The organism is Flagellimonas amoyensis (assembly GCF_003058265.1).
GTDB lineage: Bacteria > Bacteroidota > Bacteroidia > Flavobacteriales > Flavobacteriaceae > Flagellimonas > Flagellimonas amoyensis.
Map to the genome: position 1 here is coordinate 151305 of NZ_QBUK01000001.1, position 24309 is coordinate 175613.

26 protein-coding genes are annotated in these 24309 nt (G+C 46.2%); 9 read left to right on the top strand and 17 right to left on the bottom strand.

From position 1 onward, the window contains the following. Nucleotides 1-124: 124 nt before the first annotated feature. Together DB398_RS00600 and DB398_RS00605 are read left to right on the top strand one after the other, a co-directional pair. The gene (locus DB398_RS00600; protein ID WP_108422462.1) at nt 125-1042 is read left to right on the top strand and encodes a nicotinic acid mononucleotide adenyltransferase; all 918 of its coding nucleotides are present in this window, start codon (nt 125-127) and stop codon (nt 1040-1042) included. 250 nt (nt 1043-1292) lie between these two features. Then, nucleotides 1293-2816, top strand: coding sequence for a SulP family inorganic anion transporter (locus DB398_RS00605; protein WP_108422463.1), 1524 nt, complete (start codon nt 1293-1295; stop codon nt 2814-2816). Nucleotides 2817-2820: 4 nt separating this feature from the next. On the opposite strand, the gene DB398_RS00610 is transcribed toward DB398_RS00605, so the two are convergent. From DB398_RS00610 to DB398_RS00630, 5 genes are all read right to left on the bottom strand, one after another. Further along, complete coding sequence (locus DB398_RS00610; RefSeq protein WP_108422464.1) at nt 2821-3423, bottom strand: DinB family protein; 603 nt, start codon at nt 3421-3423, stop codon at nt 2821-2823. 63 nt (nt 3424-3486) lie between these two features. Beyond that, nucleotides 3487-4200, bottom strand: a complete 714-nt coding sequence (locus DB398_RS00615) for a class I SAM-dependent methyltransferase (protein ID WP_108422465.1) — start codon at nt 4198-4200, stop codon at nt 3487-3489. A 112-nt stretch (nt 4201-4312) separates the two neighbouring features. Then, nucleotides 4313-5500, bottom strand: coding sequence for an alpha/beta hydrolase-fold protein (locus tag DB398_RS00620; protein WP_234415971.1), 1188 nt, complete (start codon nt 5498-5500; stop codon nt 4313-4315). Nucleotides 5501-5613: 113 nt separating this feature from the next. Further along, complete coding sequence (locus tag DB398_RS00625; RefSeq protein WP_159076275.1) at nt 5614-6249, bottom strand: hypothetical protein; 636 nt, start codon at nt 6247-6249, stop codon at nt 5614-5616. A gap of 175 nt (nt 6250-6424) precedes the next feature. After that, nucleotides 6425-7090 (bottom strand): hypothetical protein, encoded by a 666-nt coding sequence (locus DB398_RS00630; RefSeq protein WP_159076276.1) that lies wholly within the window; start codon nt 7088-7090, stop codon nt 6425-6427. 340 nt (nt 7091-7430) lie between these two features. Between DB398_RS00630 and DB398_RS00635 the strand changes: the two genes are divergently transcribed. Further along, nucleotides 7431-8396, top strand: a complete 966-nt coding sequence (locus DB398_RS00635; protein ID WP_108422468.1) for an IS110 family RNA-guided transposase — start codon at nt 7431-7433, stop codon at nt 8394-8396. A 53-nt stretch (nt 8397-8449) separates the two neighbouring features. On the opposite strand, the gene DB398_RS00640 is transcribed toward DB398_RS00635, so the two are convergent. From DB398_RS00640 to DB398_RS00675, 8 genes are all read right to left on the bottom strand, one after another. Next, nucleotides 8450-9037: an SMI1/KNR4 family protein gene (locus DB398_RS00640; RefSeq protein ID WP_108422469.1), complete on the bottom strand. Its 588-nt coding sequence runs from the start codon at nt 9035-9037 to the stop codon at nt 8450-8452. 104 nt (nt 9038-9141) lie between these two features. Then, nucleotides 9142-9618: a hypothetical protein gene (locus DB398_RS00645; RefSeq protein ID WP_108422470.1), complete on the bottom strand. Its 477-nt coding sequence runs from the start codon at nt 9616-9618 to the stop codon at nt 9142-9144. A gap of 2 nt (nt 9619-9620) precedes the next feature. Beyond that, complete coding sequence (locus DB398_RS00650; protein WP_108422471.1) at nt 9621-10433, bottom strand: META domain-containing protein; 813 nt, start codon at nt 10431-10433, stop codon at nt 9621-9623. Beyond that, nucleotides 10430-10852, bottom strand: a complete 423-nt coding sequence (locus tag DB398_RS00655) for an META domain-containing protein (RefSeq protein WP_108422472.1) — start codon at nt 10850-10852, stop codon at nt 10430-10432. Before DB398_RS00655 ends, DB398_RS00650 begins: the two co-directional genes overlap by 4 nt. 84 nt (nt 10853-10936) lie before the next feature. After that, complete coding sequence (locus DB398_RS00660) at nt 10937-11644, bottom strand: membrane or secreted protein (RefSeq protein ID WP_108422473.1); 708 nt, start codon at nt 11642-11644, stop codon at nt 10937-10939. Nucleotides 11645-11725: 81 nt separating this feature from the next. Continuing rightward, nucleotides 11726-12205, bottom strand: coding sequence for a c-type cytochrome (locus tag DB398_RS00665; protein WP_108422474.1), 480 nt, complete (start codon nt 12203-12205; stop codon nt 11726-11728). Nucleotides 12206-12309: 104 nt separating this feature from the next. Continuing rightward, the gene (locus DB398_RS00670; RefSeq protein WP_108422475.1) at nt 12310-13284 is read right to left on the bottom strand and encodes a YheT family hydrolase; all 975 of its coding nucleotides are present in this window, start codon (nt 13282-13284) and stop codon (nt 12310-12312) included. A gap of 17 nt (nt 13285-13301) precedes the next feature. After that, nucleotides 13302-14279 (bottom strand): NAD(P)H-dependent flavin oxidoreductase, encoded by a 978-nt coding sequence (locus DB398_RS00675; protein WP_108422476.1) that lies wholly within the window; start codon nt 14277-14279, stop codon nt 13302-13304. A 116-nt stretch (nt 14280-14395) separates the two neighbouring features. Here DB398_RS00675 and DB398_RS00680 point away from each other — a divergent pair, with 116 nt between their 5' ends. Beyond that, complete coding sequence (locus DB398_RS00680; protein WP_108422477.1) at nt 14396-14872, top strand: acyl-CoA thioesterase; 477 nt, start codon at nt 14396-14398, stop codon at nt 14870-14872. 16 nt (nt 14873-14888) lie between these two features. Here DB398_RS00680 and DB398_RS00685 read toward each other — a convergent pair whose 3' ends face one another. The 3 genes from DB398_RS00685 to DB398_RS00695 form a co-directional block, all read right to left on the bottom strand. Further along, nucleotides 14889-15557, bottom strand: a complete 669-nt coding sequence (locus tag DB398_RS00685) for an SMI1/KNR4 family protein (RefSeq protein WP_108422478.1) — start codon at nt 15555-15557, stop codon at nt 14889-14891. Nucleotides 15558-15670: 113 nt separating this feature from the next. Further along, the gene (locus tag DB398_RS00690) at nt 15671-16564 is read right to left on the bottom strand and encodes a DMT family transporter (protein ID WP_108422479.1); all 894 of its coding nucleotides are present in this window, start codon (nt 16562-16564) and stop codon (nt 15671-15673) included. Beyond that, nucleotides 16561-16914, bottom strand: a complete 354-nt coding sequence (locus tag DB398_RS00695) for an arsenate reductase family protein (protein WP_108422810.1) — start codon at nt 16912-16914, stop codon at nt 16561-16563. The genes DB398_RS00690 and DB398_RS00695 overlap by 4 nt, the downstream gene beginning before the upstream one ends. 193 nt (nt 16915-17107) lie before the next feature. On the opposite strand from DB398_RS00695, the gene DB398_RS00700 reads away from it, so the two are divergent. Continuing rightward, nucleotides 17108-17575, top strand: coding sequence for a DinB family protein (locus DB398_RS00700; RefSeq protein ID WP_108422480.1), 468 nt, complete (start codon nt 17108-17110; stop codon nt 17573-17575). Here the strand turns inward: DB398_RS00700 and DB398_RS00705 are convergent. Beyond that, on the bottom strand, nt 17572-18315 hold the full coding sequence (locus DB398_RS00705; RefSeq protein ID WP_108422481.1) for a DUF3298 and DUF4163 domain-containing protein: 744 nt from the start codon (nt 18313-18315) through the stop codon (nt 17572-17574). The genes DB398_RS00700 and DB398_RS00705 overlap by 4 nt on opposite strands. 85 nt (nt 18316-18400) lie before the next feature. Between DB398_RS00705 and DB398_RS00710 the strand changes: the two genes are divergently transcribed. From DB398_RS00710 to DB398_RS00725, 4 genes are all read left to right on the top strand, one after another. Beyond that, nucleotides 18401-19549, top strand: a complete 1149-nt coding sequence (locus tag DB398_RS00710) for a cystathionine gamma-synthase (protein WP_108422482.1) — start codon at nt 18401-18403, stop codon at nt 19547-19549. Between the two features lie 128 nt (nt 19550-19677). Next, nucleotides 19678-21021, top strand: coding sequence for an NADP-specific glutamate dehydrogenase (gdhA, locus tag DB398_RS00715; protein WP_108422483.1), 1344 nt, complete (start codon nt 19678-19680; stop codon nt 21019-21021). Nucleotides 21022-21109: 88 nt separating this feature from the next. Then, nucleotides 21110-21829 carry a DNA repair protein RecO gene (gene recO, locus DB398_RS00720; RefSeq protein WP_108422484.1) on the top strand — a complete coding sequence of 240 codons (720 nt, stop codon included), beginning with the start codon at nt 21110-21112 and terminating at the stop codon, nt 21827-21829. Next, nucleotides 21813-24251, top strand: a complete 2439-nt coding sequence (locus tag DB398_RS00725; protein ID WP_199913336.1) for a TonB-dependent receptor — start codon at nt 21813-21815, stop codon at nt 24249-24251. The genes recO and DB398_RS00725 overlap by 17 nt, the downstream gene beginning before the upstream one ends. Nucleotides 24252-24309: the final 58 nt, after the last annotated feature.

Below are 24309 nucleotides of genomic sequence, written 5' to 3' on the forward strand. Positions count from 1 at the left end.
TGCCAAAATTACGCCGTAAAACCGAATAATAAAATCAACAGTTTATTAAACACTGATTATCAAATGTTTAAAAAATTTGGCATAGAGATTGGTCTGCCATCAATGAACCTTAAAATCCTCGATTATGAAAAATGGAAAACTACTCTTGGGAATTTTGATGATCGGCCTTTTGGCCAGTTCTTGCTACACCGAGGTTATCGTGGAGGATGATTTCATTGAGGAATCGCCCATCAACACCGCCTTGGTATTGGAAAACTACGATATCTGGTATGTGGATATCAACGCAACGCAGGGAAATGGCGAAGTGCCGTTTCTGCAACGTGCGTTCACCATATCTTTTGACCGTGGCGTGGTGTATGCCAACAACAATTTGGTGGGAATCGGTAAAACGGGCAACGGATTGGGAGTGGATGTGGGCACCTATGGTACCTATAGCGGAGCGGTGGAAGTGGACCACGATGTGGACGGTCTTTGGCTTTTGGAGGTATATGCCGTCAACAACAATACGTTGGAACTTTACGACCCCAGCTCCAACACCTCCTATGTGTTGAGGGGATATTACAGGAGTTCCTTCGATTATGATATGGTCTTTTATGACAACATCCACTATTTCCTGCAGGAATATCAGGTTTGGGAAAAGACCTATACCAGTGAGTATGGGGCCCTGAACGATTTTGATGAGGAAAATTACCTTCAGTTCTTTTCTGATGGCGGTGGCTATTTCAGGTCTTCTATTGATGGCCAGGGCATACCGTTTTCCAACATTCAATGGGATTATGAAGGTGATTATGAGGTATATGATGTGGCCAATGATGCCTCCTTGAAAACTTTAACACTGGGTTATGATTTCTTGGGCAATGATTATTTTGAATTGTACGTTATCAATGACAGTACAATAGAGTTGTACCATGTGTCCAGCGGAACGGTCTATGAGTTTACAGGAAGAGGATACAAGCAGTTTTTGAAATCTGGAGATACGGGTAAAAAACGTTCCAAGGTGACCAACCCGACCATGAACGTGACCCGACAACGAAATATGTAAGGAAGAACAGAAATGTTCGACTGTACTGATAGTTTTTTTGGTTGGTTATTTAGTTAAGAACCGCCTTGGGCAATAAAGTCCGGGGCGGTTTTTTTTTGATGGCAGCCCTTTGCCATCTATTATGGCCATTTGGGCGAAACACTGACAGATTTTCAACGATTTAGCATGTGATTGCCATATTCCCAATTCTTTTTCAGGATGGGGACAAACCCATAATAAGTGGTACTTTTGCCCCCTTAAAAATCGAAAGATGAAAAAATACCTCAACCTTTTTGATTTTTCCCAAAAGGTAAACTACCGAACTGAGATCTTATCGGGCCTTACCGTAGCCTTGGCACTCGTGCCCGAAGCCATTGCTTTTGCCTTCATTGCAGGTCTGTCCCCATTGACCGGATTGTATGCCGCCTTTGTGATGGGATTGGTGACCTCCATTTTGGGCGGAAGACCGGGAATGATCTCTGGGGCCACAGGAGCCGTTGCGGTAGTGATCGTAAACTTGGCCCAGCAATACGGTGTGGAATATGTGTTTGCCACGGTGGTTCTGGCGGGTGTTTTGCAGCTATTGGCAGGCATTCTTCGGTTGGGTAAATTGATGCGTTTGGTACCTCATCCCGTAATTTTTGGATTTGTGAACGGCCTCGCCATCATCATTTTTATGTCGCAGCTGACACAGTTCAAAACTCCGGAAGGGGATTGGTTGACCGGTAGCACATTGTTCATTTTTCTGGGATTGGTGTTGTTGACGATGTTGATCATTTGGGGATTGCCCAAATTGACGAAAGTGCTTCCCGCATCCTTGGCTGCTATTTTGGTGGTGTTCGGAATTGTTTTTTTTATGGGATTGGACACTCGAACCATTGGTGATATCGCCTCCATTCAAGGAACATTCCCCCCATTTCATATTCCCGATCTTCCTTTTACTTGGGAGACGTTGCAGATCATTTTTCCCTTTGCGGCAATAGTGGCCGGGGTTGGCTTGATCGAGAGTTTGCTAACGCTTAATATTGTGGATGAAATTACCGAAACGCGAGGTAGGGGCAACAAGGAAGCCGTGGCCCAAGGAACGGCCAATATCTTATCCGGATTTTTCTCTGGGATGGGCGGTTGTGCCATGATCGGGCAAAGTTTGATCAATACTTCCAATGGGGCAAGGGCCAGACTTTCAGGGATTTTTGCGGCCTTGATGCTCTTGGTGTTCATCATGTTCGGTTCCAGTTTGATAGAAAAAGTCCCCATGGCTGCCCTCACCGGGTTGATGATCATGGTGGCATTGGGCACCTTTGAGTGGGCCAGTTTAAAAACCTTCCGCCGTATGCCCAAATCGGATGTATTGGTGATGGTACTCGTGACCTTGGTGACCGTGTTCCTGCACAATTTGGCCTTGGCCGTTTTGGTAGGGGTGATCATTTCTGCCTTGGTGTTCGCTTGGGACAATGCAAAGCGGATCAGGGCAAGAAAGTATGTGGATGAGGAAGGTGTAAAACATTACGAGATCTACGGTCCACTCTTCTTTGGGAGCACCACACTTTTTGCAGAAAAGTTTGATGTGCTGAACGATCCCGAAGAGGTCATCATCGACTTTAAGGAAAGCCGATTGGTGGATATGTCCGCCATTGAAGCTGTGAACAAGATTACGGAACGCTACCGTAAAGTGGGCAAAAAACTTCACTTGAAACATTTGAGCCAAGACTGCCAACGTCTTTTGGCCAATGCCGATGACATTATCGAGGTGAACGTTTTGGAAGATCCAACCTATAAGGTTGTGGTCGACTAATAGGCTACTCTTTGGTCTGCCCCAAAAACGGGTTTACGTTGGGGTTTTGCGGATTGCCACTCGCCCTTCGCATGAGCGTGATCTGTCCGGTGTGGTAGATGCAATCCGAGATCATACCATTGATGAGGTTCCAAAAGGCAAATTCCGATGCTTGCTCCCCGCTTTTAAAGATCACCTTGAATTTTTCCATCTCCTCGGCACTTTTTCCCAAGACTTTACCACTGGCCGCTTTCAAATTTTGAAGGGTCTTGGCCCGCAATTCCTCATACGAAGTAGGGGTTGGGTAGAGGGACTTTTCAAAAGGTTGTGCATCTGGGGCCAACAATATGTTGTTGGACATGGTATTGATATGCGCTATGGTTTCCAAAATGCTCCTGCCGTCTTCGGAAGGTTGGTAAGTGAGGTCTTTTTCCGTTAGGCCCTCAGTGGCCCAGTAGAACCGGTACCCTAGACCGTCAATCATTCGGGCCACTAAGTTTCCCGAAGTATATGCTTCGGGATGGGCGGGTATCTCTTTATAGGGGAGTTCCATGTTTTGTGCTTGAAGTGTTACTGCGGATAGCAAAAGAAAAAAAAGGGAAATGGGAGGTAGAAAAGTCTTTTTCATAGGCCGTAAAGGTATGGCAGAATGGGGTTTTTTGGAAGTACGTTAGCAATTCATCATGTTCAACTATTTTATTCTTACCCCTTTAATTCCTGTGGCGCAACCATAGAAATATTCAACATATTGAATTTTAAACTCTTGCTTGGAAAAAATTCGAAATACGTTTTTTGAGTTCTGGAATTCTTCGGTATAAACGCCCAACATTTTATAAGTTTCTGGGCTTCCAAGAAATAGCTTACCCAAAATGGGAACAATCCTTTTTAGGTAAAACATATAAAATGGTTTTAAGAGTTTGTTTTTGGGAACGGACACATCGATTAGTGAGAATTTTCCATTGACTTTCAATATCCGTTTAATTTCCAGAGCCAATTTGTCAAGCTGTTCATCATTAAAAGTCTTAAGTCCAAAACCAGAAATGATATAATCTGCTGTTTCTTCTGGGATTGAGTTCTCAAAGACATTTTCCTTCAGAACCTGAATTTTAGAATCTCTAAACCTTAATTTGTTTTTTTGGGCACGATTGACCATCTCAGAAGAGAAATCTAGCCCTATCAGCTTTGAGTTTTTGTCGGACGATTTCAATATATGTTTCCAACATTCACCCATTCCGGTCATTAGATCAACTACTGTTTTGCCTTTCTCGATTTGAATTTCCTCAACACATTGTCTTCTCCATCTTTCGCTGAATCCAAACGAAGTCAAATAGTTCATTTTTGAATAAGAGCGACTCATGTTGTCAAATAGTTTTTCAACAAATTTTGGCTCATATATTTCTTTCATAAAGGAAGTTGAGGTTGATTATTGCCGATAGTTTCGTGAAGGATCTCGTTCAACAGGGAAATTGATTTAAAGATATGGCTAAATGGATTGGATTCCATGTGGATGATTGTGTTCATTCGCTCTTGTTCAACTCCTTTATTTTTAGTGAAGCGTTGGCATTGTCCGGGTCCAGCCCAAGGACCTTTGTATAGTTTTCGATTGCTTTTTGGGTGTTTCCCAACGTCTCATAGGCTTCTGCCAAGCTATCGTATGCATTGGGCGACTTGGGGAAGTTTTCCACATTCAACAGGAAAAACTCCAATGCTTTCGGTCTGTCCTCCGCATTTCTGCTTTGCAGTAGGGCATAACCCAATTGGTTCACTAGGTGTTCAGGGGGCGGAAAATCCCAGGAGAGCCGCTCCGAAAGTTCCTGAAAATGCCTGATGAGCTGCTCTTTGGCAACGATGTCCCGATAGGAAACTCCGTAGCCTTCAAAAATTGCCGAGATTCCGTTGTGAAAGGCAATGATGGGGACCGAGCTATGGTTTTCATGCTCGAAGTATTCCAATTGGGCGGGCAGCGTACCGCTGTATTTGCTGTTCAGTGCTTCATAGAACCTCACATGGCGATCCCGGTTCCGGATATTTCTTTTTCCCCAATTTGCGGTGGCCATGTAAAGGAACCTTTTAAAGGATGCATCGGTCATTGCATCCAGTTTATGGTCCATGGTTTCTGAATCCCAAGTTCCAAAACTCGGGTCGACCGCAATGAATGCATTGAAAAGTGTTTTTTCTTTCATATAGGCATGGGCGGCCAAGAGACCCCCTAACGAATGTCCAAAAAGGATTCGATAGGGCACTGTTCTATACTTCTGGTCCAAGTCTGGCAAAAGTTCGTCTTCCAAAAATTGAAGAAAGCGGTCCCCTCCGCCGGAAGTGTTCGCCCTTGTGGTAATGATTTTGTCCGGGGTATAGTCCCTTCTCCGATCCACATTTTGGATGGCGACCACGATCATCTCCGGGATTTTTTGGTTTCGGTAAGTGTCAGCGCTCATGTAGTTTACCATTCCCGCTATGGGCTTGAAGTGCACATTTCCATCGAGTACGATGAGCACGGGATACCTTTTATAGGACGGTCCTTTATCATGATAGGACTCGGGAAGGCTGATCCAATAGTCCCTGTCTTCCTCCAAAATGGTGGACCTAAGGGTGTGTTTTGTGCCGAGGACAATTTGTTCCCCAGTTTGTGATTGCATCGGACAGACCCCTATCACCAAAAACAGAATGGCCAAAAAAGGTTTGCGGATAAGGTTGATTTTCATAGGGTTGGCAACAGTTTTGGTTATGGTTTCGTGCCGTTGAGGATTGGTAGGACGAAACCATTCCTTTTATTAAAAGTAGGGAATTTAGTTAAGGTAGATTGGCACCATTGCTTCTAGCCATTGTTGCGCAAGGTGTTTTTTCCACGTTTATCAATTTCGATGGCGCGTTTATAAAAGTCCGCAAATTCCTTTTCATCATACTTTACACGCATTGCGCATAACACATCGTGCAAGCCTAAACTGCACCAATCCCAAAGCAAGGTATCGAAATTATATTTGTACATCTGTGTCGAAACTTCATTTCGTATTTTTTGAGTTTCGAGTTCGTCAATTCCAACTTCGCTCAGACATTTGCTCATCCGTTTTTCCGTTTCATCGGTGAATTCGGTGTCAACATACGGTTCTAAAATCCAATCCCAATTCCAGCTATGCTCGATGAGGTCAATACGGTTCGTATTCGCAAATTCGATCAGCTCATCTTTAAGTTCTTGTGAGATAAAAATGATGTCGTTTTGAACATATAATCTACAAAGGCCGTGTTTGGCATGGATAAAATGGATTTCATCGGCACCAATTGTTTTGCTGGGGTAAGCAATTGAGGGTTTGAATGGATATTTGGTGATTATGATTTCATTTGCCTTGATTTCCGATTCGCCAATTCCGCAAAAGAAGTTTCTCATTTCGTAATCGCTTGAATTAAAAAATGCACCTTTTTTAGATTTTTGGAACAGACTTTTGATAAAATTCACGGTCTTTTAATATGATGAACAACGGTCTCGTATAAGCGTCGGTTACGGGTTAAAATGCGTTAATATTCGGTTTAGTACAGACGTCAGTAATTCCGAGTGGATTCTAGCCTGCCCCGAGCGCAGTCGAAGGGTAGTCGAATCCGCCGTAATTGCGGTTATACATTGTTACCTACAGTTATTTTTTTCCGAACTTCACTAATTCGGGTTTTATTATTATCAATTCTTTTTTTCTCGGAAATTTTCCGTGTTCAAAAGTTAGTTCAACATTATTTTCTTTTTTTTCAAGCGATTTTAAATCTACATCATAAAAGTCCGAAATCACGAATGTCTTATTTTCATAACCTAATTCAGTTGGTTGAATTAAAATATGGATGTCGGTTTTTGAATTTTCGGTTTCTAGAGGTAAACTTTGTCCATTGTAAAAGGTCATTACTCTTACAAAAAAGTCATTTCCATATTCCGATTCAACTTGGTCAAAATCACGCAAAACTGATTCAAATTCCGATTTAGACGTTTGAGCGATTTCAGATGTGTGCTTATAAACGAAAAAATTGTCTGAAATGTCTAAAGTATCTTTAAAATCCTTTTTGTCAATTAATTTCCGTTCTCCACTTTTTAATTTTTCCGCAACATTTATTTCAGAGTCCGAAGTTTCCACGAAACGATAATAATCAGAAGTTTGTTTGCTCGCTAGATTCTCAATTTGTGTTTGCAAATCCGAAATCTGCTTTTCTTTTTCGGTCAGTTTTTCAGTCAGCTTTTCCAATTCCGATGAAGTTTGTTTTGAATTACAACTTGCAATTAAAATCAATGTTAAAATCAGTAATGGAATGTTTTTCATAATTGTAGGTAACGGTCTAGGCTATGAGTAGTTGCGTGGTTTAGCACATAACTTTGCAAGTACACACCAAGCTGAAAATCCGCGAGGATTTTCAGAAGTAGTCGAGAACAAGCAATTACTTATAGCCATCTTAAGTTTGATTCTGGTTAAATTATAGTCATAAATCAGAAAGAACAAAAGAGAGGAACAAGGTCAATATAGCCATAGGAAGTATCGATTCCGTCAACATTGATGACCCCCTCTCTTTTCCACTCAAGAATTCGTTCAGTTCTGTGAGACCTAGATCTCGATTTTAAGTTGTTGAAGCCTAAGTGGAGCGTCCTTTCCAAAACATTTTCCTATGAATAAAGATAAAGAAATCCACGGAGTGGACATCAGCAAGGATGTATTTGATGTTTTCGACCATGAGGGTGTTCACCATCAGTACCCGAACACCTTGAAGGGATTCAGGGATTATTTCAGGTGTTTAAACCCCAACAGTCTGGTGGTAATGGAGGCCACTGGTTATTACCATTATCTATTGGCCCAGTTCGTTTTTGAACAGGGCATGGCCGTATCGGTTGTGAACCCTTTGTCCGTAAAACGTTTTGTGCAGATGAAGCTTTCCAAGGTCAAGACGGACAAGAGCGATGCCAAGGCCATAGCGGAGTATGCCAGGGTCAACGATATTCCCCTGTACGACGGCAAGGGCGAGGACCAGGCGGAGAGCCTCCAATTGTTGGCCCTGATGGACATCTATCTCAAACAGCGGACACAGGTAAAGAACAAGCTGCACGGTGAAAAGGTTCTGGGCATACCCTCAAGGGCGGTGTATTCCTCCTTGGTCCGTTCATTGAAAAGCTTGGACAGGGAGCTGGAGGGCCTTCAATCACGATTGCTCGGATTGGTCAAGAAAACGCAGCAACGGCAGCTAACGAACTTGAAGAGCATACCGGGACTCGGGGACAAAACAGTGGCCTTGCTGATCATATTGACGGATGGCTTTACCAAGTTCGAGAATGCCGGGCAGCTCTGTAATTACGCGGGAATAACTCCGACGACCAGGCGTTCGGGCAGCAGCGTAAGGGGAAAGAGCAGGATAAGTAAGGTCGGTAACAGAAAATTGAGAAATCTGTTGTTCTTATGCGCTTTTTCAGCCTGCAAGCACAACAAAGCGTGCCGGGAAATGTATGAACGCATAACGGCCAAGGGAAAAAGCAAGAAACTGGCATTGATAGCGGTATCGAACAAACTGTTGAAACAGGCATTTGCCATTGCAAAATCCGGAATACCTTACGATGAGAATTATGTATCGAGATTGGCTTAAAAAGACTTGTTTTTTAACTCAGTTCTTTGTTACCTGCTGGCTTTATTCCATTTTTAATTCGGTATTGTACTTTCTTCAGGATTTTTTTCAGTTCCATTTTCGTTATGCAATGCTTTCAGTCGTACAATTTCTGTTTTTAGAAAGTCAGTCAAATCAGTCCACGAATTCAAAATTTCCGCATCATCTCTGTCGCACCTATGAACTTTATTATTGAGCTTATTTATAAACACTAACGAACCATCCCAATTATAACTACCAATAAAAAAATAGTTTTTATTTGAGTTTGATGGTTTTTCGTATATGTTAGCTGTACTTAAAGCGAAAGGTTGACGAGCATTTATTTCTGCAACTCTATTAAAACTTGTCCTTCTACCAAACAGGCTCAAAGTCCCAGTGAATAGGTCAAGTCCATTTGAGAAAGTCAGAAATTCAGCGTAGTCCTCTGGGATTTCAGTATTCAATTCTGACTCAGTTATTTTCACGTCATTAATTTCTAAACCTTTAAAAATCGAATGCAACCAAGCCATTGGCGCAATGTGAGGTGCTTTTCCAATTAATTTGGTTCCGTTTTCTTGGGTTATTGTACCATACAGCTCATATGGTTTTAATTCCGAAATCATGAAGTTAGCGATGTTGTTCATTCAGCTTGCAGGTAACTTGTTTATATAGATGTAAAATACATCCATATACACCCAATATGGTATAAAATCGATGTATTTGATCCTTTTCTAACTCGTATTACAGTTTAGTCATGTTCACAATCCGTTTTGGACAACGGCATGGACGAACTAAAACTGAGGGTAGCTGGATCCTGAAAGGCGGTGCCGGTCTCGTCCAGTGCACCAAACCCTTCGATCAACTGGCCCCCCTTCAACAAAAAGGCCACCTCTCGGGTGCTTTCCATGCCTTCGGACATAAAGGTGTAACTGCCGAGGAGCACACTGTCCTTTAAGACTCCGGCAAAAGTTCCCTTGTTGGCATCCTTTTCCTTGAGCGCATAGTCCAGGTTGCCCAATACGGCACTGTTGATCTCGGTGATTTCCAATACAATATGGTTGCCGTTGGCATCATAGGTGTAGCAACCTTCCCCCAAAGCAGGAACAGGCTGGGGCGGGGCCACGGTTACGGGTTCTTGGGGGACGCTGTCCACCTCTTTGGATTCCTTGGTCTTGCAACTGGCCACTATGGAGAGGGCGAAGCACGCAAAAAGTAGTTTTTTCATGATCAGTCTATTTTTTTGAATATGAGCAGATTTTCTTCGCTTCCATTGGAAAGGTAGAGCCTGTTGTTTTCGATTTTGTAGGTGGTGCCGCTTTGCAGGGCCTTCAAAAATTCCGATTCCCTGTCCATTTTAGGGCAGGCCATTTGAGTGGAGGCAATCTGGGCAAAACGCAGCAGGTCTTTTTCATAGAACAGGCTACCGGTCATCCGGTTGCAGCCCGAAAAGCCCGAAAAGCGGTTGTCGTTGGTGTAGATTTCCATATAGGGCACATCCTTCCCGTTAAAATCCTCTTTGGAGGCCTTTTGGGACATCATTTCCTCCAACACCCAAATGTCATTGAGCCTGTAATCGGTCACGTAGGAACCGCAACCCTCCAAAGCCTGGGTTTCTTCGTCCCCCGTCTTTTTATAGGAAATGGTCACGGAGTAGGGCGATACTTCGCCGGACATGGCGTTGGTGCATTCTTTTTGGGAGATGATCACATCCATGGTGGTGGCCTCGGTCTGTATGCGGTACATCTTGATGTTCGCATCCTGCACCCTGATGGGTTCCGTGTGCGGCACAACAATGGTGTCCTCCATCATGTTCAGTTCCACCTTGTCCCCATAGATCTTCAGTCCCCAGAACGGCTCGGTCCCCGTAGCCTTGAAATAGTTCTCGGCGTGCGCTACGGCAAGGGCCTTTGTGTTTTCTTCGGTGTCGATGGTGTCCGTCGGTTCTTCGGTGGCTTCTTTCTGTTCGCTATTTTGTTTTTTCATTTCCACACAGTTGGAAAGGAGCACTAGGAAACAGACGGCCATAACATTCTTTTTCATGGTCCTACTTTTTTGAAGCGCATCATGGGGACTTCGCCCATCAGCAGGTTGAGTTTTCCATCTTCATCAAAGAAAAAACCGTCGATTTTTTTCATCATTTCCAAGAATTGGCGTTCGCTGCCACCACAGAACATCATGGTCGTGGGGCCGGGCTCACCAAAGGAAATGGAGCTCCCTTCCAAAACATAGTCAGCGGAATAGCCATTGCAGCTATCCGTCCCGGAAACCTTGGAGGATTCCTGGTCAAAAGAGATCTGTGGTTTTTTTTCGGGGAACAGCCCTTCAAAGGCGATCCTGGGTCCAGAGATATAGTCCAGTTCCCAAGTGGAGCCATAGAGTTCCTCATCTGCGGATTTGGAATTACTGCAGGAATCGGCCAGGGCTATGGCAAAGAAAAACAATAGGATAGAGGTTTTCATTTTGTACAGAAATTAATGGTTAATGTTTAGGAAAAATACTAAAAAAATAAAATTTAACACAGCTTCTGCACCTTCAAACGACTTTTACTCCGCTCGCTTGCTCCAGACCTCGTATATGGGCTGTCCTTTACTGCTCAGCCCGGAATGGTGCCAATCCCCATCTTCCAAGCGGTAATCAAATTGCAAACTGGCACCCACCCTGGAATCGTCCCGGGAAAAGAAGCCGATGTTCTCCGTGTATTTTCCGTCCACGGTGGTATAGGTTCCCCCGCCCGTGCCCATGAACTCCTTGGTCTCCGTGTTGTAGGCAATCCACTGGAAGCGGGTGCCGGACAAGATTTTCATGGTCTTGCGTGGGCCCGAGGTATTTCGTTTTACGACCTCACCATCCTGTTTTCTGCCGGATATGAGCCAAGCGCCGGACAGGTCTCCGGGTGTGCCGTCATCGATTTTGGTCCAGGCCACATCGCCCAAATGGAGTTTGCCATCTGCAAATTCGTAGGGGACGCTTTTTTGGGTGCCCACCAGTTCGGGGTCCAATGAGGCATATTCGAACAGATAGGTGAAACTTTGGCCATCCGCTTTGTAGCTCCCACCTTTGGTGCCGATGAACTTTCCGGTCTCCTTCTCAAAAAAGGCCTTGGAGATATGATCCCCGGCTATGATGGCGATATGCTGTACTTCGGTCCCCTGCTCATCGGTCTGGGTCATTTCCCAAGCCCCTTGCAGGTCTTGTGCGGTCGTTGCGGTCGCGCATAGGCAACCCAGTAAGGAAAAAAGAAATTGTCTCATGTTTGTTTAGTTTATAGAACGCAAAATGCTGTTGCTTTACTTAAAAACAACAGCATTTCAAAGAATTTATGGGCGGGACTTTTACAGTGTCCTGAGGTATTCCGCCAAGTCCCTGGCCTCTTCCTCGGTCAGGTTCTGGTTCAGCATGATGGCGTTGTTGTATTCTTTCAACAAAGCTTTGGCGATAGGGTCTTCCTTGAGCATCCCATCAGGGTTCAGGATCATGTTCATCACCCATTCCGGACTCCTTCTGTCATAGACACCTTTCATGGCTGGTCCTATCATACGCTGGTCCACCATGTGGCAAGCCACACAAACGGCATCAAATTTGGCTTGTCCGCGAGCGGCCATCTCTTGGTCGATCGCATCTGGGAAATCCAGGTTTTTGATGGGCCCCACACCTTTATTGTCCAAATCCACGGGAACTCCCCCGCCGGTTTCGGCTTTTTTCTCTTCTGTTTTCGTACGGCTTACTTCAAAACCGTCCTTTTTCTCTTCTTTCTTCCCGCCACAACTTGCCATAAAGGCTCCCAAGGCCAAGAACAGGATTGCTTTTTTCATTGTTTACGTTCTATTGAAGTTTGTTTGTGCAAATAGAGCTACTAAGATAGGCAATTAGGGACGAAAATTCAGCGGATTTTTGTTTTCCAAAGCCATAAAACCCACTACAACGTTTTCTTTGGCCATGAATTAAAGAAATGCAAGGCCCTGTTTTCCGTATAGGTGATGTTGTTTTTGCCCCAAAAGCCGACATGTCCACCATGGTCGGGGGTTTCCAGAAAAAGGTGGGGGTTCCTTTCCGTTTCTGCAAAAGGATAGCATTCGGGCCCTAGGAATGAATCGTTTTTGGCGTTGATGATGAGGCTCGGCACAGCGATATTGGGCAAGAACTGAAGGGAACTGCATTTGGCATAATAGTCCTCGGCATCCGCAAAATGGTGTGCCCGACTCGTATAGATATCGTCAAAATCCTTTAATGTTTTGATGCGCTTGATGTCGGTGTCTGAGATGAGGTCGGGAAAGAGGAGCTGTTTCTGCCGCAGTTTGTCCAACAGGTTCTTTTTAAAACGTTGGGCATAGAGGATGTTCTTCGGGCTGAGCAGTTGTCTGCACGAACTGTGGAGGTCGCAGGGCACCGATACGGCCACCGCACCTTTGATTTCCTTTGGAACCGCATTTCCCTCCCCGAGGTATTTCAGCAAGAGGTTGCCTCCCAGACTGAACCCTTTCAGGTAGATTTCGGCATAGTCCCTTGTGTTGAGGATATGGTCCATGAGTTCGATGAGGTCCTCCGTGGCCCCGGAATGATAGGAGCGGTAAAGTTTGTTGGGCTCTCCGCTGCAACTTCTGAAATTTATGGCGCAGGTATCATAGCCATTTTGGTTCAGGATCTTGGCACTACCGGTAATATAGGGGCGTTGGGCATCCCCTTCCAGACCGTGGAGCAACACGACCAGTTTTTGGGTCGCGGAATTGGCCTCGCTCCAGTCCAGATCCAAAAAATCGCCATCCAAAAGTGCAATGCGCTCCCTCTTTTGGACCACCCCATTTACCGAACGGATAATGCCCGAGTAAATGGTGGACAAATGGCCGCTCTTGAAGAACAGTGGAGGACTATAATTGGATGCAACTTGGGGCATGGGTCTTGAGGTTGATGTCAATCCTTGGGGAAAACCGCCAAAAGTTTGGCCTGTTCCTCAATGGCGGATCTAAATTCATTTTTTAAGGTCTGTACCAATTCGGAAACCGGGAGCACATTGTCAATGGAAGTCACTCCCTGCCCTGCCGACCAAATGGTCTTCCAGGCCTTGGCCTCAGTGTTCAGCTCTTTCCCAAAATCGATCTTCGTGTCCTTTTTCAGGTCTTCTTCCGTGATTCCGGCAGCCTTAAGGCTGGCAGCCAGGAAATTGGCATGTACCCCCGAAATGGAAGCCGTATAGACCACATCACTGGCCCCGGCATCAATGATCATTTTTCGGTATTCGTCAGTGGCCTGACTTTCTTCCGTATTGATGAAACGGGTACCCATATAGGCAAGGTCGGCACCCATTTGCAGGGCAGCCGCGATATCCCTTCCCGTACTGATACAGCCCGAAAGGATAATGGTCTTGTCAAAGAATTTTTTGACCTCTGTGATGAGGCTCATCGGGTTGATGGTGCCGCCGTGTCCACCAGCCCCCGCAGATACGAGGATGAGTCCGTCCACACCTGCCTCGGCAGCCTTTTCCGCATGGCGTTTTTTGATGATGTCGTGGAACACCATCCCGCCATAGCTGTGAATGGCGTCCACCACCATGCTCACGGCACCCAGAGAGGTGATCACCAAGGGCACTTTGTGCTTCATGCAGAGCTTCACGTCCGCCTCCAACCGCGGATTGGTGGGGTGCACCACAAGGTTGACCCCGAAGGGAGCAGGCTTTCTGCCCGTTTCCTTTTCAAACTGTTCCAGTTCCGACTTGATTTGGATGAGCCATTCCTCAAAACCCTCACTGGTGCGTTGGTTCAATGCAGGAAACGTTCCAACAATGCCGTTCTTGCAGCACTCAATGACCAATTTGGGTCCGGAGATCAAGAACATGGGAGCTGCAATGACAGGTAGGGAAAGGTTTTTGGCGAATTCGGCTTTTTGGCTCATAAGATGGGTGTTAAACTATGTTTAAAAATAGGATTAATTCTGTTGACCCATAGGGTCAGTTCTCAAAACTATGGTATTTTTACAATTATTATGCATGCATAACAAAATAACCCACTATGTTTTTTAAGGAATTTGAGATCCGTTGGAGCGATCTGGATGCCAATAGGCACATGGCCAACTCGGCCTATATCAATTTTATGAGCCACACCCGAATGGCTTATTTGGGACAGTTGGGGTTCAATCAGGTGAGCATGGCCATCCACAATATCGGCCCAGTGGTATTTTATGAGCATGTCTATTATTTTAAGGAGGCCTTTCCGGGCAGACCGGTGAAAGTTTCTTTGGAACTGGTGGGCATGAGCGAAGATGGGATGTTCTTTGAGTTCCGCCACAACTTTTATGACATCAAGGGCAAGAACTTTGCGCGTTGTGAGATGATGGGCGCTTGGATCGATCTGAAGGAACGAAAATTGATCGGTCTCCCCACTGAATTTTTGGAAGCGTTCCAGGCCATGGAACAATCCAAGGATTTCAAGACGTTGACCAAGGCCGACACCCGAAAGTTTGTGCAGGTCCCGGAGGATTTGGAGTAGGCTTGGCCTATCTCTTTCAATTGGTGGGATAACCGAACCAACTCGGGGAGTTTCTGATCAGGTTTCCCGAGATGATCTCGTCCAACCACTGCTCGTACCAATCCAGAAAATTTTCGCCACTTGAAAAACGAGGTTCCATTTGTTCGCTCCTGGCCATGTTGACGATCCTTCCGCAATAGGGACCACTCAGCACAAGGGCATGGATATAGGAACAACCTTGAGTGCCAAGGGGCAGGATACCGCCATACAGGGTGCCGTTCAGTTCTGCAAAATCAGCATCACTGATCCCTTCACTGTACAAAGGGTCGGTCAGTTTGTCCCATTGCTTTTCACTTAAGCCAGGGAATAGCATACATGTCTTTTTAAGATGTCGCTCAACATCCTTGTCCTTGAGGATAAGATCATCCAAATAGTTGCCCAAAGGGTATATGCCATAATAGGGTCCGGCACCGGAATTATGGAAGGATGCTCCCCCGTTCCCTATGTTAAGGACAAAAGCGCGATACCCCTCAGGAAGCCGGATTCCATACCGTTTTTCAAATGCTTCAACTTCAGCAATGGAGGCAGGAGGGTCCAGTGCATACTTGTGACTGGCGGCACCAAAGGCACTAAAATGCTTGTCCACCTTTTTGGCAAGAACCAATTTTTCTTTGATGCGATGGATCTGTTCAGTAAAATCCGTCATTCCCAATCCATTTTAAAGGACAAAAATAGAAGGGCAATCTGTATTTGGGGCGATGGATTGACGGATGCCCGGTTTCAATTGACGGATGAGGGTTTTGTATAGATCATTGGCGATTATGAAGCAGCTTTCGCCCGCTTACTGGCCAGATAAACACCCACCAAAACCAAGGAAGCGGCCACAATCTTCACCAAGGTAAGATGGTCCTTCCCTGTGATAAGGGCATAGACAATCCCCACCAAGGGCTGCATATACACAAAGGCCCCAACCGTGGAAGCCTTGAGCTCCGTGAGGGCAAACACATTGAACAAATAGGTCAGAAAGGTGGTGCCAATGACCACAAATGCGACCGAGGCATAGGCCCAAAGCGGCATGGTGGACCACTCAATCTCCAGAACCTCGGGCAAGGTGATGGGCAGGTTGATGATAACCGCGGCGGTGAAAAGCCATTTCATCAGCGTGAATGGGTGGTATTTCTCGATCAGGGTTTTGACCACAATAAGGTATGCGCCGTACGATGTGGCGTTCAGCACAAATAAAAAATTGCCCAGAGGAATGTTGGGTGCGTCTTGGCGGATTTCAGCTCCAAAAAAGATAAGCCCGATGGCCCCAGCGAAGCCCAAAAAAACACCAAGACCCTTGTTCAGGGTAATCCGTTCGCTCAACAAAAAAGCGGACATGATCACCACAAAGATGGGGGTCACGGTGGCCAGGACCGCACTGTTGATGGGAGTGGAAAGTTGCAGTCCCTTAAAAAAGGAGAGCATGTTGATGACCATGCCCAAAATGGAACAGACCAAAATCCGCAACCAATCCTTCTTCTCGATTTTTTCCTTGGGACCGAATATGGATATGATCCAAAAAAGCAGGGCGGCCCCCGAAACACGCAACATAATGAATCCAAAAGGTTTCACATAGGTGGGCATGACGCCTTTTGCAACGGTATGGTTGATGCCGTAAATAGTAGCGGCGCAAAAGGCGGCCAGGATGGCCAAGCTTCTTTTGCTCATTTGTGCAGGGCCTCTTTTGCGGCCTGGACCACTTTTTTGGAGTTTCCGACAAACACTTGTCCATCCACAAGGATCACAGGTCTTTTTAAGAAGGTGTACTGTTCCAGGATCAAATTTTTATAATCACTCTCCGAGAGTTCCTTTTCGTGCAGTCCCCTTTGGCGGAACAGCATAGCCCTTTTGCTGAAAAGGGACTCATAATCGCCGGAAAGGGAAGCCATTTCTTCCAATTGTGCCGGGGTAATGGGCTCCGATTTGATCTCTTGCAGTTGGACCCCGTCCAATGGAGCCAATTCTTTTAAGATCCGCTGGCAAGTGGAGCAGGTGCCCAAATGGTAAATTTTTTTCATGATAAATGGTGCTGTGTTGGCAAAGGAAGGCAAAAATCAATCAAAACACATGAAGAAACTGTAAATTCAACAGCTTTTTGAAAGGTTGTTCCAATTGTAAAGAAGGAGCGATTTTATGTATTTTTCATAGATCCGTCTCATATTTTAAAACTAGTTTTACTTCAGAAAATAGGTTGTCTTTGAATATACGGTTATGGAAAAGTTGTTTGATATAGTGCTGAAGAACAGAAAAATCCTGCACGATCATTTGCAGAACACCCCAAAAGAGGATCTTTTCAGGATCCCAAAGGGATTCAACAACAATATTTGGTGGAACATAGCCCATGTGGTGGTAACACCGCAATTGTTGCTCTATGGACTTAGCGGACTGGACTTTACCATTGAAAAGGAATTGATCGACAAGTACCGTAAAGGGACCTTTCCTGAGGGGGAGCCCTCCAAACAAGAGATGGAAAAGATATCGGCCTACCTTTTCAGTACCGTAAAGCTGATCCAATTGGACTATTCACACGGAAAGTTCAAGACCTTCAAAGAATACATGACGACCCCTAAGATCGGCTTGGCCAGCGCTGAGGATGCCATCGCGTTCAATGTGTTCCATGAAGGGCTCCACCTAGGTGCCATCGGGGCATTGAAAAAGGCCCTTGAGTTGGACCGTTAGGGTTCTACTTTCAGTTTGAGGTATTTGTTGGCCTCTGCATAGGGGAGGGTCAGTACAATGGGTCCGTCGGCATACGAAGCCACTTCGTATTGGTTGTAGATGAGCTGGATGCCATCCGGGGTATAGCCTACATTATAGGGCAGATGAAAAGTGTCCCCTTCAAACATAAAGCCCGTCGCATTGATGTTTTGGCCTTCCGGCACCTTTTCTTGGGCACGGAATTGCGCCTCCGCAAATTCTTCAAATCTTCCCATATCATCAAAAAGGTCAGGCGTGTCCAGTTCCACCCCTCTTTTCTTGTCAAAGTTCAAAAAGGAAGTGGAAGCATAGCCATGGGCCCCACCGGTAAAGGAATAGGAATTGACCGAAACGGTCACCATATTGGCGTCCTCATACACCACGTCCCCAGTTATTTTTGCTTCCCAGGGCAATTCATCGGGAAATTTGGACTTCAGTTCCTTATAGCTGTTGGTAAACGAGGCGATGGCCTTTTCGGCGGTATCGATATCGCCCTGTCCCTCACTAAAGGAAAGAAGACTGATGATCTCTTCATTCAATGACCGGTTGATGGCCGTTGCCACCGATGACCCATCGATTGCTTTGGGCACATTGATCTCCACGTTGGGGCAGGTGGCACAAGTTTCACCATTGAGCAACAATGGCTCAAAGGTCAATTGCGATTCGCTCTCACAGCCCACAATGAACCATAGGAATAAGACAGGGGCAAGGATTTTTTTCATAAAAGGGGTTTTTGGGTCTTCAAAAATAAGACTTCATTGATTACTCCGAAAGATAGCGATACATTTGTATGTAGATTGGAAGAGGATGAAAAAAGACCTAAAGTTCAACAGTAAGACCATCCACGGAGGACAACATCCCGATAAGGCCTACGGTGCCGTGATGCCTCCCATATACCAAACCTCCACCTATGCCCAGACCACTCCAGGGGGGCACAAGGGATATGAGTACTCCAGAAGTGCCAACCCGACCAGAACCGCCTTGGAACAAGCCTTGGCCAGCATAGAGAATGGGAGCCATGGACTGGCATTTGCCAGCGGATTGGCCGCCATCGATGCTGTTCTCAAGCTATTGGGCCCCGGGGACGAGGTCATTTCCACAAGCGATTTGTATGGGGGCAGCTACCGACTTTTCAAAAAAGTGTTTGAAAAGTATGGGATTCGTTTCCACTTTGTAGGGATGGACAATATGGAAGCAATAGAGTCGTACATCAACCCGAACACCAAAATGGTCTGGGTGGAAACTCCTACCAATCCCATGATGAACATTATCGACATCAAGGCAGTTTCCGCGCTTACCCAAAAGCATGGCCTTCTGTTGGCGGTCGATAATACGTTTGCCACCCCCTATCTGCAACAACCGTTGGATCTTGGGGCCGATATTGTGATGCATTCGGCCACAAAATACCTGGGCGGCCACAGTGATGTGGTGGTCGGTGGATTGGTGGTCAAGGACAAATCGCTTGCCGATCGGCTGTATTTTATCCAGAATGCCAGTGGAGCCGTGTGCGGCCCCATGGACAGTTTTTTGACCCTTCGGGGCATAAAGACATTGCATGTGCGCATGCAACGGCATTGTGAAAACGGGGAGGCCATCGCCAAATATCTACAAGCCCATCCGAAGATTGAAAAGGTCTATTGGCCTGGTTTCGAGACGCATCCCAACCACAAGGTGGCCAAGGCGCAGATGAAGGGTTTTGGAGGAATGATATCCTTTGTGCCCAAAGGGAATTATGACGATGCCATAAAAATTGTGGAAAAACTGAACCTATTTACCCTTGCTGAATCGCTGGGAGGAGTGGAAAGTTTGGCGGGACACCCTGCCAGTATGACCCATGCCAGTATCCCCAAGGAAGAGAGGGAGAAAAGCGGGGTGGTCGATGCGCTGATCAGGCTCAGTGTGGGCATTGAGGACGTGGAAGATCTGAAAGCCGATTTGGAGCAGGCCTTATCATAATGTTTTTGAAAAATTTACAGAAAACAGACATTTGAAATATTGAAATAGTATAATTTTGCCCTCAAATTCATAATTCAATAAAAATAACCCTAAGCTAAGTCGAGGGGACAATTAATCTTAATCCGTTTATGGAAGCAAAAATAAAAGCATTTATGGATGAGGTCAAGGCCAGGAACGGCCATGAACCTGAATTCATACAAGCGGTACAAGAGGTGGCGGAAACGGTAATACCCTATATTGCCAAGCACGACATCTATAATGGAAAGAACATCCTCCTGAGAATGGTCGAGCCAGAACGATTGATCTCGTTCCGTGTGGCATGGGTCGATGACGAAGGAGAGATCCATGTGAACCGCGGATACCGCATTCAAATGAACTCGGCCATAGGCCCCTACAAAGGAGGACTCCGATTTCACCCCACAGTAAATGCCAGCGTACTGAAATTCTTGGCATTTGAACAAGTATTCAAAAACAGTCTTACCACTTTGCCCATGGGCGGAGGAAAGGGAGGTTCCGATTTTGACCCCAAAGGTAAGTCGGACGATGAGGTAATGCGCTTTTGCCACGCCTTCATGACAGAGCTTTGCCGACACATTGGTCCCAACACGGACGTTCCCGCAGGAGACATCGGGGTGGGTGCCCGCGAGATAGGGTTCCTTTTTGGGATGTACAAAAAAATACGCAACGAGTTTACGGGCGTGTTGACCGGTAAGGGACTTTCATGGGGAGGATCGCTGATCCGTCCCGAAGCGACCGGATATGGTACCGTGTACTTTGCCGATAGCATGCTCAAGACCCAAGGCAAATCTTTTGAAGGCAAGAAAGTAGTGATATCAGGTTCAGGGAACGTGGCGCAATATGCTGCTGAAAAAGTCCTTCAGATGGGAGGAAAAGTGTTGACCCTTTCAGATTCAGCTGGGTACATCTACGACAAGGACGGAATAAACGAGGAAAAACTCGCCTATGTGATGGATTTGAAGAACAATCGCCGGGGAAGAATCTCGGACTATGTTGCCAAGTATCCTTCGGCAGAATTCCACAAAGGGGAGACCCCATGGAAAGTGACGTGTGATATTGCATTGCCCTGCGCCACCCAGAACGAGTTGAACGGTGACGATGCCGCCCAATTGATCAAAAACGGCTGTATCGCCGTGGCCGAAGGAGCCAATATGCCTTCCACCCCGGAAGCCATCCATGCGTTCCACGATGCCAAGATATTGTTTGCACCGGGTAAGGCCTCCAATGCAGGAGGTGTGGCCACTTCAGGTCTGGAGATGTCCCAGAACTCACTTAGAATCAGTTGGACGCGTGAAGAGGTGGACCAACGATTGAAAGGGATCATGTCCGATATTCACGATGCCTGTATCGAATATGGAAAAGAAGACGGCGGGTACTGCAACTATGTAAAAGGAGCCAATATTGCCGGTTTCGTAAAGGTTGCAGATGCCATGTTGGCCCAAGGGGTCATTTAGGCCCTTTGATCGAAAATAGTTTTTGGTTGGCAGTTACCGGAAGGAGTGCTTATTTTTACACTTCTGGTAACTGCTTCTTTTTTGGCCCATGCAAATCACCACAAAGGCAATCGTTCTTTCCTCGTTGAAATATGGAGACACCAGTCTCATTGTCAGGGCATTTACCGAATCCGATGGTTTGAAATCCTATTTGCTGAAAGGGGTATTTTCCTCGGGAAAGGGGAAACTGAAGCCTGCCTATTTTCTTCCTTTGATGCAATTGGAAGTAGTGGCCAGCCATAGGAACAAGGGCACTTTGGAAGGCATCCGGGAAGTCAAGGTGGCGACACCTTACCGTACCCTCCACACGGACATCCTAAAGAACAGTGTGGTGCTTTTCCTCGCGGAAATGTTGGGAAGCAGCATCCATGAACAAGAGCAGGATCAAGGACTGTTCAACTACTTGGAGCATGCCCTGCTATGGTTGGATGAAAACGCCCTTTCGCCCAATTTCCATATCCTCTTTTTATTGAACCTTACCAAATATTTGGGCTTCTACCCGGACACTTTCCTAGAGGAAGCTCCTTTCTTTGACCTTCAAGAAGGGGAATTTTGCGAATCACCATCACTTAATCCATTGATACAGAGTGAAAATATTGTCAGTTTTAAGAAATTTTTGGGCATGGATTTTGATGCACTTCAGACGATACAACTAACGAAGTCCAACAGGCGGGAACTCTTGAAAACGATGATCTTGTATTTTCGGTTGCACGTGCACGGATTCAGAGAGCCAAAATCGCTTGCCGTATTAAATGAAGTATTCAACTGAAATGCAGAACCAAAAATTAGCCCCGACCCTCATATTTTTATTTCTTTCCCTCACATTTTATGCCCAACAGATAACCGTTTTGGATGCGGATAGCGGAACACCTGTGGACAATGTGGCGCTCTTCAATAAGGACCAATCCAAGACGACCATCACGAACGCCCGCGGGAGCGCCGATCTGGGCATTTTTGGCGAGGATGAGAAAATTACCTTTCGGCACATCGGTTACGAGACCTACACGGCCACCAAATCACAGATGGGCAGAAGGGGCAATCGGGTATACCTTCTCCCAAGGGCCGAAGAGTTACAGGAAGTGGTCATGTCCGTCTCCAAATGGGAGCAGCAGAAAAAGCGGATTCCCCAGAAAGTGGAGACGCTGGGCGCAAGGGACATTTATTTTACCTCGCCCCAAACCTCTGCCGATCTTTTGCAGAACAGCGGGAAGGTATTTGTGCAAAAAAGCCAATTGGGCGGGGGAAGCCCGATGATACGGGGTTTTGCAACGAACAGGCTCTTGCTCTCCGTAGATGGGGTCCGGATGAACAATGCCATTTTCAGGGGTGGCAACCTCCAAAATGTGATATCCATTGACCCGTTTACCATTGCAAAGACTGAGATCACTTTTGGGCCTGGTTCCGTGATCTATGGTAGTGATGCCATTGGTGGGGTCATGAACTTCTACACGGAGAGGCCCCGTTTTTCACATACCGACAGTCTTGCCTTTTCGGGCCATGCAAACTATCGCTACGCCACGGCAAACAATGAGAACACCGCCCATGTGGATGTTAACTTTGGGCAACGAAAATGGGCCTCCTACACCAGTTTCACCTACAATGATTTTGATGATCTGAAGATGGGAAAGCAAGGCCCCGATTCCTATCTGCGGAACAATTATGTGGTGCGGCAGAACGGCACCGATGTTTTGGTGGAAAATGATGATCCCAGAAAGCAAGTGACCTCTGGGTACAATCAGTTCAATTTTCTCCAGAAGTTCGCCTACAGGCCCAACACTTCGTGGAACTATGATCTGGGGCTGTACTATTCCGAAACATCTGACTATTCCAGATACGATAGGTTGATTCGCCCCACCGGCGATGGTTTGGGACTTCGCTCCGCAGAATGGTACTACGGTCCCCAAAAATGGTTCATGGGGAACTTTCAGGTCACGCAAAAGGGAAAGAACAAGTTTTATGACGGGGTCAAGTTGACCACGGCCTATCAATTTTTTGAAGAGAGCCGCCATGATCGTGGATTTGAAGATGTGGAGCTGTATTCCACAAGGGAAAAAGTGGACGCCATTTCCGTGAATTTGGATTTTGAGAACAAGAAAATGGGCAACCTGAATCTTTTTTATGGAGCAGAATATATTTTCAACAAGGTCCATTCGGAAGGGAGTGTGAAAGATATTGTGACGGATGAGAGCGAACTGACCGCCTCCCGATATCCCGACGGGGCCACATGGCAGACCTTTGCCGGATATATCAATGGTGAATATCAAGTGAAGCCCAACCTTACCGTGCTGTCGGGAATACGGTACAGCCAGGTTTGGGTGGATGCCCGTTTTGAAAACACCTTTTATCCTTTTCCGTTTGAAGAGGCCGATATTGTGACCGGGGCACTCACGGGCAGTTTGGGGGTCAGTTGGTTCCCATGGTCCGATTTCCAGCTCACTTTGAACGGTTCCACAGGGTTTAGGGCCCCCAATATTGACGATATCGGGAAGATTTTTGACTCGGAACCCGGTTCCGTGGTGGTGCCCAACCCAGACCTGGAACCCGAATATGCCTATAACGGGGAACTGGGCATCAAGAAGAATTTTGGGGATGTTGTAGTGTTCAAAGCGGCTGCGTACTACACCTATTTAGTGGATGCTTTGGTCCGAAGGGACTTTACCTTCAATGGGCAACGCGAGATTGAATACAATGGTGAACAGAGTAATGTGCAAGCCATCCAAAATGCGGCCAAGGCCTATGTGTATGGCTTTGAGTTTGGGTTGGAAGCCTACTTTGATGAACATTGGTCGCTGTTGTCCAACCTCACCCTTACGGAAGGCACGGAAGAAGATGACAGCGGGACGGATACTTCTGCCCGACATGCCGCCCCTACGTTTGGTGACGTGCACCTGATCTGGCAGAGCCAAAAACTAAAGGCGGATGTGTTCGTGAATTACAATGGGGAAATCAGCAACGATGAGCTCACGCTATCGGAACGCAGCAAGGATTATATGTATGCCAGTGACCGCAACGGAAACCCGTATTCCCCATCGTGGTACACCTTGAATTTGAGGTCGCAATACCAGATTTCCAATGCGCTCAAGGCCACCATGGCCTTGGAAAACATGACCAACCAGCGCTACAGGACCTATTCGTCGGGTATAGTGGCACCCGGGACCAATCTAATTTTGGGAGTGGGTTATGTGTTTTAAAAGATAATAAGGCTGTTTTAAAAAGTGATTAAATTGTCTTTTTGAGCTGTCACCCTGA

Bases quoted from the DNA above. Each gene is read 5' to 3' on its own strand.
- DB398_RS00690 (WP_108422479.1), bottom strand. From the start codon at position 16,564: ATGAGCAAAAGAAGCTTGGCCATCCTGGCCGCCTTTTGCGCCGCTACT.
- DB398_RS00705 (WP_108422481.1), bottom strand. From the start codon at position 18,315: ATGAAAAAAATCCTTGCCCCTGTCTTATTCCTATGGTTCATTGTGGGC.
- DB398_RS00635 (WP_108422468.1), top strand. From the start codon at position 7,431: ATGAATAAAGATAAAGAAATCCACGGAGTGGACATCAGCAAGGATGTA.
- DB398_RS00655 (WP_108422472.1), bottom strand. From the start codon at position 10,852: ATGAAAACCTCTATCCTATTGTTTTTCTTTGCCATAGCCCTGGCCGAT.
- DB398_RS00610 (WP_108422464.1), bottom strand. From the start codon at position 3,423: ATGAAAAAGACTTTTCTACCTCCCATTTCCCTTTTTTTTCTTTTGCTA.
- DB398_RS00665 (WP_108422474.1), bottom strand. From the start codon at position 12,205: ATGAAAAAAGCAATCCTGTTCTTGGCCTTGGGAGCCTTTATGGCAAGT.
- DB398_RS00650 (WP_108422471.1), bottom strand. From the start codon at position 10,433: ATGAAAAAGAATGTTATGGCCGTCTGTTTCCTAGTGCTCCTTTCCAAC.
- recO (WP_108422484.1), top strand. From the start codon at position 21,110: ATGCAAATCACCACAAAGGCAATCGTTCTTTCCTCGTTGAAATATGGA.
- DB398_RS00675 (WP_108422476.1), bottom strand. From the start codon at position 14,279: ATGAGCCAAAAAGCCGAATTCGCCAAAAACCTTTCCCTACCTGTCATT.
- DB398_RS00695 (WP_108422810.1), bottom strand. From the start codon at position 16,914: ATGAAAAAAATTTACCATTTGGGCACCTGCTCCACTTGCCAGCGGATC.
- DB398_RS00605 (WP_108422463.1), top strand. From the start codon at position 1,293: ATGAAAAAATACCTCAACCTTTTTGATTTTTCCCAAAAGGTAAACTAC.
- DB398_RS00660 (WP_108422473.1), bottom strand. From the start codon at position 11,644: ATGAGACAATTTCTTTTTTCCTTACTGGGTTGCCTATGCGCGACCGCA.
- DB398_RS00645 (WP_108422470.1), bottom strand. From the start codon at position 9,618: ATGAAAAAACTACTTTTTGCGTGCTTCGCCCTCTCCATAGTGGCCAGT.
- DB398_RS00600 (WP_108422462.1), top strand. From the start codon at position 125: ATGAAAAATGGAAAACTACTCTTGGGAATTTTGATGATCGGCCTTTTG.
- DB398_RS00615 (WP_108422465.1), bottom strand. From the start codon at position 4,200: ATGAAAGAAATATATGAGCCAAAATTTGTTGAAAAACTATTTGACAAC.
- DB398_RS00685 (WP_108422478.1), bottom strand. From the start codon at position 15,557: ATGACGGATTTTACTGAACAGATCCATCGCATCAAAGAAAAATTGGTT.
- DB398_RS00640 (WP_108422469.1), bottom strand. From the start codon at position 9,037: ATGAACAACATCGCTAACTTCATGATTTCGGAATTAAAACCATATGAG.
- DB398_RS00630 (WP_159076276.1), bottom strand. From the start codon at position 7,090: ATGAAAAACATTCCATTACTGATTTTAACATTGATTTTAATTGCAAGT.
- DB398_RS00710 (WP_108422482.1), top strand. From the start codon at position 18,401: ATGAAAAAAGACCTAAAGTTCAACAGTAAGACCATCCACGGAGGACAA.
- DB398_RS00725 (WP_199913336.1), top strand. From the start codon at position 21,813: ATGAAGTATTCAACTGAAATGCAGAACCAAAAATTAGCCCCGACCCTC.
- DB398_RS00670 (WP_108422475.1), bottom strand. From the start codon at position 13,284: ATGCCCCAAGTTGCATCCAATTATAGTCCTCCACTGTTCTTCAAGAGC.
- DB398_RS00620 (WP_234415971.1), bottom strand. From the start codon at position 5,500: ATGAAAATCAACCTTATCCGCAAACCTTTTTTGGCCATTCTGTTTTTG.
- gdhA (WP_108422483.1), top strand. From the start codon at position 19,678: ATGGAAGCAAAAATAAAAGCATTTATGGATGAGGTCAAGGCCAGGAAC.
- DB398_RS00680 (WP_108422477.1), top strand. From the start codon at position 14,396: ATGTTTTTTAAGGAATTTGAGATCCGTTGGAGCGATCTGGATGCCAAT.
- DB398_RS00700 (WP_108422480.1), top strand. From the start codon at position 17,108: ATGGAAAAGTTGTTTGATATAGTGCTGAAGAACAGAAAAATCCTGCAC.